We start from the raw sequence: 12964 nt of genomic DNA, 5'->3' as shown, positions 1-12964 counted from the left end.
CCGCGGTGCAGAATGGGCAGCTGACATGAGCAGATCGCCCAGCAGCACCCCTTCCGGACAGGGCTCACCCCCCGGACGCGACACGGCCCCGGAGACCTCACAGGTCCCCGGGGCCGTCGGCGCGCCCGCGGCAGAGTCCACCGCGGAGTCCATCCCGGGGTCCGCGGCGCCGGACGAGCAGGCTGCCGCGCCCGAGCTCCCGCTGCTGGCCGCCCCGGCGGACGGGCTGCCGGCCCTCACGGACTCCCCTGAGGCGCTGGCCGCCGTCGTCGAGGCCCTGGCTGCCGGCACCGGCCCGGTCGCCGTCGACGCTGAGCGCGCCTCGGGCTACCGCTACGGGCAGGACGCACAGCTCGTCCAGCTGCGGCGCGAGGGCGCCGGCACCATCCTCATCGACCCGCGGGCCCTCCCGGACCTGTCCTCGGTGTCCGAGGCCCTCGGTGACACCGAGTGGGTGCTGCACGCCGCCAACCAAGACCTGCCCTGCCTGACCGCCGTCGGCCTGCGCCCAGGTGGCGAGCTGTTCGACACCGAGCTGGGCGGCCGCCTCGCCGGCTACGAGCGCGTCGGCCTGGGCGCGGTGGTCGAGCGGTTGCTCGGTGTGCGGCTGGCCAAGGAGCACTCCGCCGTCGACTGGTCCACCCGGCCCCTGCCCGAACCGTGGCTGCTGTACGCCGCCCTCGACGTCGAGCTCCTGGTCGACCTCCGCGACGCGCTCGCGGCCGACCTCGCCGCCCAGGGCAAGCTCGAGTGGGCCCGCCAGGAGTTCGCGGCCGTCCGTGACGCCCCGCCGACGCCCGCGCGCGTCGACCCGTGGCGGCGCACCTCCGGCCTGCACGCCGTGCGCCAGCGGCGGCAGCTGGCTGCCGTGCGCGAGCTGTGGCTCTCGCGCGACGAGCTCGCTCGCAAGCGCGACACCGCGCCCGGCCGCATCCTGCCCGACCGCGCTGTCGTCGCCGCCGCGCAGGCGATGCCCACCTCAGCGCGCGAGCTGGCCGCGCTGCCGGTGTTCTCCGGCCCCGCCAACCGCCGCCTCGGCACACGCTGGCTGGAGGCGCTCGACCGCGCCCGTGCCCTGCCGGAGGGGCAGCTGCCCCCGCACTCGCTGCCCACCGAAGGCCCCCCGCCGCCACGCGCCTGGAAGGACCGAGACCCCGAGGCCGCGGAGCGGCTGACCCGGGCCCGCACCGCGCTCACGGAGCTGTCCGAGGAGGTCCGCGTGCCGCTGGAGAACCTGCTCTCCCCCGACGCGGTGCGCCGCCTGTGCTGGCAGCCGCCGGCTGACACCAGCGAGGCCGGCGTGAGCGCCTGGCTCGCTGACACCGGCGCCCGGCCGTGGCAGCGCGAGCTGACCGCTGGGGTGCTGTCGCGCGCTCTGCACGGCTGAGGCGCGCCCACCCCTGAGGAGGGCGCCGTGGTGCGCCGTCCTCAGGGGTGCGCCCGTCTCGACCGGCTCCGTCAGCTGGTTCAGACCTCCGGCTCAGACCGTGAAGCGGCCCGTGAGCTCCTGGAGACGAGCCGCTGAGGCCGTGAGGTCGGTGGCCATGGTCGCGGTGTGGACGGCGCTGCCCCGGTTCTGTTCGGTCCCCGCGGCGATGCTGGCGATGTTCGCCGAGATCTGACCGGAACCGGTGGAGACCTCGGTGACGTTACGGACCATCTCGTTGGTGGTGGCCGACTGCTCCTCCACGGCGGCGGCGATCGTGGCCTGCACGGCGTCGATCCTGGCGATGACCTCGGCGATGTCGGTGACGGCCGCCGCAGCCGCAGAGGCGTCGCCCTGGGTGGCGGACACCTTGGCGACGATGTCGTCGGTGGCCTGCGCAGTCTGGCGGGCCAGTTCCTTGACCTCTCCGGCGACGACGGCGAAGCCCTTGCCCATCTCGCCCGCCCGGGCGGCCTCGATGGTGGCGTTCAGGGCGAGGAGGTTGGTCTGCTCGGCGATGGAGGTGATGAGCTTGACGACGTCGCCGATCTCCTGGGACGACGTGCCCAGCCGCTGGATCGCGTCGCCGGCCTGACCGGCGGCCGACACCGCGGAGGAGGCCATGGACGAGGCGTCGGAGGTGGCCGAGGCGATCTGGGAGATCGCGGCGGTCATCTCCTCGCCGGCAGCGGCGACGGTGGCGATGGACGTGCTGACCTCCTCGGAGGCCGCCGAGACCATCCGGGTCTGCACCGAGGCATCCTCGGCGCCGGAGGACAGCTGGACGGAGACGCTGGAGAGGGAGGCCGCTGACGTAGCCAGGGCGGCGGCCTCTTCCCGGATGTCGCGCATCGCGCAAGCCAGTGCATCCACGGAGGCATCGGTGGAGGCGGCCAGCTGACCGACCTCGTCCTTGCGGTCCAGACCGACGCGCACGTCCAGACGGCCGCTGGCCACCCCGGACATAACCTCCACCACCCTGCTGAGGGGCCGGGTCACCGAGCGGGCCAACACCACGGCGATCGTGACTGCCAGCGCAACGGCGAGCGCCGCCGCACCAGCCAGCACGGCCAGGGCGTCGCGGTAGGAGTCACGAGCCTGGACCGAGATCTTCACCGCCGCCTCCTTCTCGGCGTCGACGATCCCGGACAGCGCCTTGGCGGCGGCCTGGACCGGTTCCCGGGTGGCGGTGCTCCGCGTCTCGATGAACGCCGCGAGGTCTCCGCGCTGGGCGAGGGGCACGAGCTGCTCGACACCCTCGTGGGTCTTCGCGATCGCTGTCGCGTACTCCTGCTGCAGCTGGGCCGAGGCCGCGGGGTCGGCCGCCAGGTACTGCTGCCACTGCTCGTCCAGCGCGGCGCTGTCGGAGCGAAGGGTGGCGACAGCCTTGTCGAAGGCGGCCGCGTCCTTGGTGCTGACCAGGTTGGCAATGTCCAGGCGCAGCTGGTTGAGGGCCACGGAGGTCTTCTGCGCGGAGTCGAGCGAGGTCATGGCCGACGTTGCCAGGTAGTCGATCTGGCTCTGCGCGGTGGTCAGCCGCTGCGCGCTGATCCCTACCACGCCCAGAAGGAGCAGACAGACCACTCCGAACCCGGCATAGAGCTTGTGGGCGATGCGCAGGTTCGCGAGACGGCGGAACACGGGTGTCCTCCAGGATCGGGGGGCAGGGGGTGCCTTCTCTGCATCGGTCGGAGCTCGGACTCTCTGGATCACAGGTGACCTACGTCATGCGGCGTTCAGGCGGCTGTCGGGCGGTGGAGCGACCCAGCGGGCGACCGGAGAACCTTTACCCGCTCTTGACCAGGATCAACGCACCGTCAGGTTAGGCTCGCCTCATAGGGCGCCGATCACGGCGTCGCGCCCGGCACGCTCAAAGGACCCGGTGTGATCGCCAACTTTTTGATCGGTCTCCGCGAGGGACTCGAGGCCACGATCATGGTGTCGATCCTCGTGGCGTTCCTGGTCAAGACCGGCCGCCGTGACCGCCTCGGGGCGGTCCGCTGGGGCGTCGCCGTCGCCGTGGCCCTCCCGGTCGCCATCGCGGTGGCCCTGGCCGTCGCCGCCAAGGCCCTGACCTTCGAGGCGCAGGAGCTGCTCGGCGGCACGCTGTCGATCATCGCCGTGGTCTTCGTCACGTGGATGGTCTTCTGGATGCGCCGCGCGGGGCGCACGCTGGCCACCGACCTCACCGACAAGATGCGCGCCGCCGTGGGCGTCAGCGGATTCGCGGTCGGTCTGACCGCCTTCCTCGCCGTCGGCCGTGAGGGCCTGGAGACGGTGTTCATCGTCTTCGCCGCTGGCCAGGCCACCGGGCAGACGTGGCGGCCGCTGGTCGGCGCCGTGCTGGGGCTCGCCGCAGCCGTCGTCCTGGGGTGGGCCCTGTACCGCCAGGCGGTCAGGGTCGACCTGCGCCGCTTCTTCACGTGGACGGGCGCGGCACTCGTCGTCGTCGCCGGTGGGGTGCTCGCCTACGGCGTGCACGACCTGCAGGAGGCCGGCGTGCTGCCCGGCCTGCACAGCCTGGCCTTCGACGTCAGCTCCGTCATCCCTCCGAGCAGCTGGTACGGCGTGCTCCTCAAGGGCGTCTTCAACTTCTCCCCCGACACCACCTGGGCCCAGGCCATCGCGTGGACGGCGTACGTGGTGCCCGTCCTGGCGCTCTACCTTCGGCCTCGCCGCGTGCCGGCGGCGCCGGCGTCCAGCGCCTCGAACCTGCGCTCCGTCAGCGCCTGACCGCCCCCTCGCGGCCGTCCTCACCCACGGCCGCGCCACCTCGCCTCCTGGAGACCTTGTGCCTTCGCGCGCCCGCGCCCTCGTCGTCCTGCCCCTGGCCTCCCTGGCCGCCCTCGCGCTGAGCTCGTGCGGGGCGCTGGTGGACGCGCCCTCGTCGTCGTCCTCAGTGGCCGCCTCGGACGGCGCGTCCGGCGGAGCCGACGCGTCGGTGGCCATCAACGCCACCGACACCGCCTGCGAGGTCGCCAAGACCGACCTGCCCGGCGGGGTCACCACGTTCTCCATCACCAATGGTGGCAGCCAGGTGACGGAGGTCTACGTCTACGACGGTGACCGCATCGTCACCGAGAAGGAGAACATCGGCCCGGGCACCAGCTACGACCTCACCGTGGACCTCACGGAGGGGAAGTACGAGGTGGCGTGCAAGCCCGGCATGGTCGGTGACGGCATCCGGCAGGCCATTGCGGTGACCGGCGGTTCCACGGAGCTGACCGCTGCCGAGCAGACCGCGGTCGACGCCTACCGCGCCTACGTGCAGCAGCAGGCCGACGCGACCGTGCCGCTCGTGCAGCAGCTGCGCGATGCGATCGCCGCCGGTGACCGTGCGAAGGCGCAGTCGCTGTACGCGCCCTCGCGGGTCGGGTGGGAGTCGGTGGAGCCGGTGGCGGAGAGCTTCGGCGACCTGGACCCCCGCATGGACATCCGCGAGGCCGACCTCGAGCCCGGGCAGCAGTTCACCGGCTGGCACCGCCTGGAGAAGGCGCTCTGGCAGAACGAGGACCTGGCGGCCGTGGTGCCCGTGGCCGACCAGCTGCTGCTCGACGTCAAGGAGCTCGCCCAGCGCGTGCCCAACGCCGCCATCACGCCGAACTCCATCGGCAACGGCGCCAAGGAGCTCCTCGACGAGGTGGCCACCGGGAAGATCACCGGCGAGGAGGAGGCGTTCAGCCACACCGACCTCGTCGACTTCAAGGGCAACGTCGACGGCGCGCAGAAGGCCTTCGAGGTGCTCACGCCCATCGTGCAGACCGCCGACCCGAAGCTCGTCACGGAGCTGACCACGCAGTTCGCGGCGGTGCAGGCGGCGCTGGCGCCGTACGCGGATGCCACAGGGCCGGCAGCGTCCGGCGGGTACGTCTCCTACGACACCGTCACCGAAGAGCAGCGCCGCGAGCTCGCCCGCGTGGTCGACGCGCTGTCCGAGCCGCTGTCGCAGCTGGGCGCCGCGGCCGCGGGCCAGGCCTGACCTCTATGGCTCTCGGAACAGGGACGGACTCAGGAACGGGGACGACGACGACGAGCGCCGCGGCCGCGCCCTCGACGCGCGTCTCGCGCCGCGGGCTGCTGGCGGCGCTCGGGTCGGGTGCCGTCGGTGCTGGGCTCGTCGGCGCGGGCGTGCTCGCGGCCGAGGTGTCGGGGCGTTCGCCGTCGTCCTCCGGCTCGGCTGGCTCCGGCGACCCGTCGACGGACGGGGGGTCGTCGGCGGTGGTGCCGTTCCACGGCGAGCACCAGGCCGGCATCGCCACGGACGTGCAGGCCAACCTGCACTTCGCGGCGTTCGACGTGACAGCCACCTCTCGCGACGACCTCGTCGCGCTGCTGCAGGACTGGACCGCCGCAGCCGTCGCGTTGACCGCCGGCAAGGAGGTCGGTGAGGGGGGCGCGAGCAGCGGCAAGCCGCTGGCGCCGCCGTCGGACACCGGCGAGGCCGTCGACCTGCACGCCAACCGGCTGACGCTGACGGTGGGCGCGGGGCCGTCGCTGTTCGACTCCCGGTTCGGGCTGTCGGCGGCACGCCCGGCGGCACTGGTGGACCTGCCGGCCTTCCCCGCCGACGCGCTGGTGCCCGAGCGCTCCGACGGCGACCTGTGCGTGCAGGCCTGCGCCGACGACCCGCAAGTAGCTGTCCACGCGATCCGCACACTGACCCGCATCGCCGCCGGGCGGGCGGCGGTGCGCTGGGCACAGCTCGGGTACGGGCGGGCGGCCACGGTCGACCCGAACGCTCCGACGCCGCGCAACCTCTTCGGCTTCAAGGACGGCACGGCCAACCCGGCGGCCTCCGACACGGCCACGCTGGACGACCAGGTGTGGGTGCAGCGGGGCGACGAGAGTGGTGCCGCCGCCTGGGTGGTGGGCGGCTCCTACCTCGTGGCGCGGCGGATCCGCATGCACATCGAGACGTGGGACCGCACGTCCCTGCAGGAGCAGGAGCAGGTGATCGGGCGCACCAAGGGCGCCGGGGCACCGCTCGGGCACGCCGGCGAGCACGACTCCTTCGACCCCAAGACGCTGCCGGCCTCCTCCCACGTGCGGCTCGCGCACCCGACGCTGAACGGCGGCGCGCAGATGCTGCGCCGCGGGTACAACTTCACCGACGGCACCGACGGGCTCGGGCACCTCGACGCGGGCCTGTTCTTCCTCGCCTACCAGCGCGACGTGCGCAAGGCCTTCATCCCCATCCAGACGGCGTTGGCCCGCCAGGACGCGCTGTCGGAGTACCTGGAGCACACCGCGTCGGGCGTGTGGGCCGTCTTCCCCGGGGTGCCCGAGGGCGGCTACCTCGGTCAGCAGCTCCTCAGCACCTGACCCCCGCCTCCTCGACGATCATGCGCCTGAGCGTCACGTCGGCTGGTCGACGCCCCCTCTGCGCCAGGCCGGACACCCTTCCGGGGACCTGCAGGCCTGCTCCAGACGCCTTTTCCCCTGCTTCCAGGTCCCCGGTCCCCGGGGGTCCCGCTCCGATCATCCGGCGGTGCCGGTGACGACGACGGCGAGCGCCGCCAGCGACGCGCTGCCGGGCCGGAAGTAGTCGTCGTGGGCGCGCACCCCCGTGGTCGGCAGAGGGCGCGCGCCGAAGGCTGAGGACGCCGGGTCGGTGCCGTGGCCGAGGTCCCCGAGCTGCACGTGCGGGAGGTGACCCACCCAGTCGGTAGGGGCGGTAGCCGCCCAGACGCGGGCGGTCGTGCCGAGATCGCTGGCCGAGGTGGCGTGCGCGCCGGGACTGCCGAGCAGGACGACGTCGTCGACGTCGAGGTCCGCCGCCGCGAGCGCCACGACCACAGCGCCGTAGCTGTGCCCGACCACGGTGGTGCTGCGCGCACGGGGTGCGCTGGCGCGCAGCGTGCGCACCTCGGCAAGCAGCGCGGGGACGGCGGCGCGGGCACGACCGCTCGTCGCAGCGGCCAGCCCGGGGCCGACGGGCGTGTCGTAGCCGATCCACAGCACCACGGCGGTGTCCGGTCCGGACGCGGCCGCCAGGGCTTGAGCCCAGTCCAGCGGCGTGCCGCCGGGGCGGCGCTCGCGGGGTGACGGCGTGAGCGACGCGAGGTCGCTGTCGCAGCCGGGGACGAGGACGACGACGTGCGCCGCGCTCGCGAGGTCGCCGACGGCGACGACCACTCGGCCGCGGGGGTCGGCGCCGCCGCCGTCGCCGCAACCGAGGACGTCGAGCCCGCGAGCATCATCCGCCCCGAGACGGTGCGGGAGGCTGGCTGCGCAGGAAGCGTCGAGGGCGACCGGCGTCTCGGGGCGCTGGGTCCTCGCGGCTGCGCCCGTACCGGGCACGAGCAGCGCGGCTAGAACCACGAGGACTGCAAGCAGGCAGGACGGGCGTGTCAGCACCCTGGAACGGTCGGGCTCGGCGGGGTGCTGGCACATCGCCCAGGTGTCTGGGTACGGCGGTGGGGGTCTGAGGCCGACCCCGTACCGGGGTAGGGGGTCGGGTCTCCCCCGTCAGCGGCATCCGTGCGGCGCTCGCGATCTCTAGCGTGGAGGTGTGGTCGACGGACGAGCAGGAGCCGCCCAGCCGAGCTGGGGCGCGGCACTGTGGACGGTGGTGAACCCGTTCCAGCGGGGCCCCGGACCGGTGGTGGGACCGGGCCACCCGGTGCTGCGGGTCGCGCTTCCGGCTCTGCTGCTGGCGATGAGTGTGTGGCTCGTGCCGTCGCTCCTCGAGCGCACCGGTGACACGGTCCTCAGTCCAGAGGGGCTGCCCGTCGTCGCCGCGGTGTCGGTCGCGCTGGCCGTGGGCAGCACGCGGTGGCCGCTGCTCGGGTGGCAGCTGGTGGTCGGAGTCGTCGTCGGGCTGGACGTCTTGCTCCTGGTGCACGGGCTCTCACGGGTGCCCAACGTGGGCATCGCCTGGTTCTACGTCATGGTCGTGTGGCTACCGCTCCCGGCGCTGATCGCGTGGACGACGCGAGGGCGGGTCCTGACCGCGGCGCTGTCGGCGACCTGCCTCGTCGCGCTGCTGACCATCGTCACTGCTCTTGGGCCCGGCGGTGCCCGCTTCTACCTGCAGGACATCGTCGCCTTCTCGCTGATGGGAGCGGCCCCCCTGGCGTTAGCCCTCGTCGTCCGCGGGTTTGCCCGTTCCCGTGACCGCGCGGACGCCGCAGAGCAGCGGACTCGCGAGGAGCGGGAGGCGCGGGCGGCCCTCGCGGAGCGCACCCGCATCGCGCAGGAGATGCACGACGTCGTCGCGCACCACTTCTCCGAGGTGGCGGTGCGCGGCGAGACCGCGCCGTACCGGCTGCCGGACCTGCCCGAGGCCGCGGTCGCCGAGCTGCGGGCGGTGGCCGCCAGCGCCCGCGAGGCCATGGGCGACCTGCGCCGGCTGCTCGGGGTGCTCGGCAGTCCTCACGAGGCGATCGACGAGGTGCCGCAGCCGGGCCTGGCCGACCTGGAGGACCTGCTGCAGCGCGCCCGCGCCGCAGGCACGGACGTCACCTGGGAGCTCGAGGCGGAGGCGCCGGTACCCGACGTCATCGGACTGACCGTCTACCGGGTGGTGGCTCAGGCGCTCTCGAACGCCCGGCAGCACGCGGCGCTCGCGCCGGTCTCGGTGCACGTCAGCACCAGCGCGAGCGCCGACGGCGGAGCGCTCGACGTAGACGTCCTCAACGCAGCCGGCATCGACCACGGTCCCGGAGCGGGGCTCGGGCTGGCCTCGCTGCGCGAGCGCGTGGCTGCGCTCGACGGCGTGCTCACCGCCGGTCCGACGGACGACGGCGGGTGGGAGCTCCGGGCGCGCCTGCCGCTGCCCCTGCCCGCACAGGAGGCCACCCGTGTCTGAGTCAGCGCCAGCCGAGGGAGGGGCGTCGCAGGAGCTGCGCGTCGTCGTCGTCGACGACCAGGCCCTGGTCAGGGAGGGGTTCGCGGCGCTGCTCGGCGCTCAGAACGACGTCCGCGTGGTGGGCACGGCCGCCGACGGTGCCGAGGCCGTGGCGCTGTGCCGTCGGCTGGCGGCGGCCGGAGAGGCGCCGGAGGTCGTCCTCATGGACATCCGCATGCCGGTGCGCAGCGGCATCGAGGCCACCGCCGAGATCGTTGCCAGCCCCGAGCTGGCGCGCACGCGCGTGCTGGTGCTGACGACGTTCGACCTCGACGAGCACGTCCACGCCGCGCTGCGCGTGGGCGCCAGCGGCTTCCTGCTCAAGCACGCCACCGCAGCAGACCTCGTCGGCGCCGTGCGGACGGTGGCCCGCGGCGAGGCGCTCCTCGACCCGGCGCTCACGCGGCGGCTCATCTCGCACTACGTGGCCACGCACCGCGAGGCCGCCGACGCCCGCGAGCTGCCCGCGCGGCTGGCGCAGCTGACCCCCAAGGAGGTCGAGGTGCTCTCGCTGGTGGCGCGCGGGCTGTCCAACCGGGAGGTGGCCGAGCAGGTGTACGTCACCGAGCAGACGGTGAAGAGCCACGTCAGCCGGATCTTCACCAAGCTCGACCTGCGCGACCGGGCTCAGGCCGTGGTGTTCGCGTACGAGTGCGGGCTCGTGCGCCCGGCGGGGTCGTGACCATGCTCGCTGTGTGGGAAGCGTGGGCCGTGTGGGTCGAGGCGCTGCTGGTCCGGGCAGCGGAGGCGGTGGAACCCATCGGGGCGTGGACGTCGCTGCCGTCCGCACTCGGCTTCGCAGGCACCGCGACGCCCGCCGGCCCCCTGAGGACCGGCGAGCCTGACGAGGGCGCGCAGACCGGCGGTCAGTCCTGCGAGGCGCCGCCCCAGCCGTGCCAGCGGTCCAGCTCCACCCAGACGAGCACGCGGGGGCTCGTGCGGTTCGGATAGTCGCTCCCGGTGTAGTGGCGGCTGAGCCTGTCGATGCCGGCGAGCCCCTCGTCGTCGGCGATCTCCACCACGCGGCCCTGCACGCTGACGTGCGTGTACCAGTCGCCCTCGGCAAGAGCGGTGAGCGAGACGCGCCCGTCCTCGGCCAGGTGCTTGATGCGCGCGCGGCTGGAGTCCAGGCCGAGGAGCATCCTGCCGTCGTCCTCGATGAGGTACCAGGTGGCGACGGTGACGGGGCGCCCGTCCTTCGCAACGGTCGCCATGACCGCGGGGTTGGGCTTGCGGAGCAGCTCGAGGACGTCGGCAGGGATGGGCTTCTCGGAGATCTTCGGCACGTCCCCAGCCTGCCGCGTCGCGGGCGGGTCCGCAGCGTCGGATCCGCGCACGGCATCAGGACGCGGCGCAGCGGCAACTGGGACTCGGAAGCGGGCTGGCGGAGCCTCCCAGCAAGGCTGCGTGTCCCCGGTCGGTGACGGCGACCACAGAAGGTGGCGCGCACGTCCTTGATCGTCGCGGAGGGGTGGGGTAGGTCAGGCGATCAGGGCCGCGTCCGGCGTGGGGAGCGTGATCGTGCGGGGTCGCGCCACGCGCGTGTAGAACTCCTCGTGCTGGGCCGCCGCCCGCGGCCACGCGAACCCGGCCGCGACCGCCCGCCCCAGCGACGGGCTCGGAGCGCCGCCTCCGAGCGCCACGCCCAGCGCCTCGGCGAGCTCGAGCACGCTACGGCCGTACAGCGCCGCCTCGCCGAGCACCTCGCGCAGCACGGGCAGGTCGCGGGCCACCACCGGCACGCCCGCGGCGAGGGCCTCCAGCGGTGCCATGCCGAAGCCCTCCTTGGTGGAGGGGAAGGCCACCACGTCCGCGGCAGCGACCAGCGAGGGCAGCACGCCGTCGTCGACGGAACCGAGCACCACCGGGGCGGCCCCCAGCTCCGCCGACAGCTCGGCAGCGCGGGCGTCGAAGGCTGCGCGGTAGGCGCGGTGGTCGAACAGGGTCTCTCCCCCGGCCAGCACGAGGGAGACGTCGCGCAGGTCGAGCCGGTGCCGGCGCAGCACCGCCCACGCCTCCAGCAGGTCGAGGCTGCCCTTGCGCGGCTCCACCCCGCCGACGGCGAGGATGAACCGGCCCAGGTCCGCACGCCACGCCCGGCGGGCGGCCCGCGCAGCGGGGTCGCTGCGCGACGCAGCGGCGAACCGTGCGGCGTCGATGGCGCCGGAGATGACCGTCGGCGTCAGGCCATACGCCGTCTCCACCTCGGACGCCACTGCCTCGGACACGCACAACAGCGCGTCGGGATGGCGCACGGCGGCGTCGTGGCAGGCCACGAGCTGCGGCGTGGTGAAAGCGTCGAGGTGGTGCACGGTGCGCACCAGCGGCACCCCGGCGCCGCGGGCAGCGCCGAGCGCGGCGTTGGCGGAGATGCAGTCTTGCGCGTGGACGACGTCGGGCAGCTCCGGCGCCGTGGCCAGGTGCCAGGCCAGCGCGGACCCGAGCACGTCGATCGAGCGGGCGATGCGCTGCCCGACGTCCTCGCCGTCCACAGGCGGGAACGGCACGGCCTCGATGCGCACCGCCTTGTCGACCGGGCGGAAGAAGGTGGTGTCGCCTCCGCGACCGAGCGTCCACACGGTGACGTCGTGGCCGCGTCTGGCCAGCGACTCGGCCAGTGCGAGGGTGTGCACCACGCCGCCACGCGGCTTGGTGGAGTAGGTGGCCAGCGCGATCCTCACGCGCCCCTCCCGTCGTCACCGCGGTGCTCATCACCGCGGTCGTCGCCAGAGTCGTCATCAGGGCCTTGACCAGGCACTGCGTGCTCAGGGTAAGCGCTTGATCGCGCTTTGTGGGGGGTGAAGGGCCGATCCACGGCGTACGCCGACAGCACCCTGTCGCGCAGGTGGTGCACCTTCCGGCGGGCCCGCGCGACGCCCTCGGCCACGCGCGCCGGCGCCACGGCCATGCCTCCCTGAGTCCACGTGCGCGCCACCACCTCCCCCGCCGGGTCGACCACCTTCGCCTGCCCCAGGAAGCGCAGCCCGCCCTGCACGCCGGTCTGGTTGGACGACACCAGCCAGACCTGGTTCTCCGCGGCGCGCGCCGCGTCATAGAGGTCGAAGAGCCGCGCCTGGCGGTCCAGCCGGATCCTGTCGGCGCGCTCGGTGGCGCTCGCGGGCCACGCCGACAGGCACGCCAGCACCTCCGCACCGTCGAGCGCGAGCGTGCGCGCACTCTCGGGAAAGGTCTTGTCGAAGTCCACGAGCATGCCCATCCGCCCGATGGGGGTGTCGAAGGCCGCGAAGCCGTTGCCCGCCCGGTAGGCGCGCGACTCCCCCAGCGGCAGGTGCACCTTGCGGTGCACTCCCAGGACGGCGCCGCGGTGCACGCAGACGGCGGTGTTGTAGCGCGCGGGGCGGCCGCTGGCGTCGTCGTCGTCGAGCTCACTGATGCCGAAACAGACGACGACGTCTCCCGCGAGCTCCGCCACCCGCGCCACCTCCGGCCCGTCGAGCGCGACGGCCGGCGGCAGCGCCGCCTCGCCGCCGGGGGCGGGGTCGACGAGGTCGTCGACGTAGCCGCCGATGGTCGCGTCGGGCAGCACGAGCAGGTGCGCGCCAGCGGCGCGGGCCGCCCCGATCACGCCCTCGAGCTTCACGAGCGTGCGTGCGACGTCGCGCCCGAAGTGCCCCGCGACCGCGGCGAGCACCACCTCGTCAGCCACCCTGAGCCACCCTCAGCCCTCG

General features: G+C 73.9%; 11 protein-coding genes. 6 read left to right on the top strand and 5 right to left on the bottom strand.

Annotated features, from left to right (window positions below; translation table 11 throughout):
* Positions 1 to 25: 25 nt before the first annotated feature.
* Complete coding sequence (locus tag BXY45_RS10765; RefSeq protein ID WP_109774498.1) at positions 26 to 1387, top strand: HRDC domain-containing protein; 1362 nt, start codon at positions 26 to 28, stop codon at positions 1385 to 1387.
* Between the two features lie 93 nt (positions 1388 to 1480).
* Here the strand turns inward: BXY45_RS10765 and BXY45_RS10760 are convergent, their stop codons facing one another.
* Positions 1481 to 3067, bottom strand: coding sequence for a methyl-accepting chemotaxis protein (locus BXY45_RS10760; RefSeq protein ID WP_109774496.1), 1587 nt, complete (start codon positions 3065 to 3067; stop codon positions 1481 to 1483).
* Between the two features lie 243 nt (positions 3068 to 3310).
* Between BXY45_RS10760 and efeU the strand changes: the two genes are divergently transcribed.
* The 3 genes from efeU to efeB all read left to right on the top strand — a co-directional run bounded on the left by efeU (position 3311) and on the right by efeB (position 6748).
* On the top strand, positions 3311 to 4159 hold the full coding sequence (gene efeU, locus BXY45_RS10755) for an iron uptake transporter permease EfeU (protein WP_109774494.1): 849 nt from the start codon (positions 3311 to 3313) through the stop codon (positions 4157 to 4159).
* Between the two features lie 94 nt (positions 4160 to 4253).
* Positions 4254 to 5405 (top strand): iron uptake system protein EfeO, encoded by a 1152-nt coding sequence (efeO, locus tag BXY45_RS10750; RefSeq protein ID WP_425468321.1) that lies wholly within the window; start codon positions 4254 to 4256, stop codon positions 5403 to 5405.
* Between the two features lie 5 nt (positions 5406 to 5410).
* Complete coding sequence (gene efeB / locus BXY45_RS10745; protein WP_109774490.1) at positions 5411 to 6748, top strand: iron uptake transporter deferrochelatase/peroxidase subunit; 1338 nt, start codon at positions 5411 to 5413, stop codon at positions 6746 to 6748.
* Positions 6749 to 6904: 156 nt separating this feature from the next.
* On the opposite strand, the gene BXY45_RS10740 is transcribed toward efeB, so the two are convergent.
* On the bottom strand, positions 6905 to 7783 hold the full coding sequence (locus BXY45_RS10740; protein WP_170131451.1) for an alpha/beta hydrolase: 879 nt from the start codon (positions 7781 to 7783) through the stop codon (positions 6905 to 6907).
* A 154-nt stretch (positions 7784 to 7937) separates the two neighbouring features.
* Between BXY45_RS10740 and BXY45_RS10735 the strand changes: the two genes are divergently transcribed.
* Both BXY45_RS10735 and BXY45_RS10730 read left to right on the top strand, forming a co-directional pair.
* Positions 7938 to 9236, top strand: a complete 1299-nt coding sequence (locus tag BXY45_RS10735) for a sensor histidine kinase (RefSeq protein WP_109774486.1) — start codon at positions 7938 to 7940, stop codon at positions 9234 to 9236.
* Positions 9229 to 9957 (top strand): response regulator, encoded by a 729-nt coding sequence (locus BXY45_RS10730; RefSeq protein ID WP_245961749.1) that lies wholly within the window; start codon positions 9229 to 9231, stop codon positions 9955 to 9957. Before BXY45_RS10735 ends, BXY45_RS10730 begins: the two co-directional genes overlap by 8 nt.
* 184 nt (positions 9958 to 10141) lie before the next feature.
* Here BXY45_RS10730 and BXY45_RS10725 read toward each other — a convergent pair whose 3' ends face one another.
* From BXY45_RS10725 to BXY45_RS10715, 3 genes are all read right to left on the bottom strand, one after another.
* Positions 10142 to 10552 carry a TIGR03618 family F420-dependent PPOX class oxidoreductase gene (locus BXY45_RS10725; RefSeq protein WP_109774589.1) on the bottom strand — a complete coding sequence of 137 codons (411 nt, stop codon included), beginning with the start codon at positions 10550 to 10552 and terminating at the stop codon, positions 10142 to 10144.
* 204 nt (positions 10553 to 10756) lie between these two features.
* Positions 10757 to 11956, bottom strand: a complete 1200-nt coding sequence (locus BXY45_RS10720) for an MSMEG_0565 family glycosyltransferase (protein ID WP_109774485.1) — start codon at positions 11954 to 11956, stop codon at positions 10757 to 10759.
* Entirely contained in the window at positions 11953 to 12942 is a 990-nt protein-coding gene (locus BXY45_RS10715) for a carbon-nitrogen hydrolase family protein (protein WP_211319455.1), read from the bottom strand. Before BXY45_RS10715 ends, BXY45_RS10720 begins: the two co-directional genes overlap by 4 nt.
* Positions 12943 to 12964 lie beyond the last annotated feature (22 nt).

It is taken from the genome of Quadrisphaera granulorum (assembly GCF_003149145.1).
Classification (GTDB): Bacteria; Actinomycetota; Actinomycetes; order Actinomycetales; family Quadrisphaeraceae; genus Quadrisphaera; species Quadrisphaera granulorum.
The sequence above is the reverse complement of the archived record's forward strand: the minus strand, read 5'-3'. Positions and strand labels throughout refer to the sequence as shown.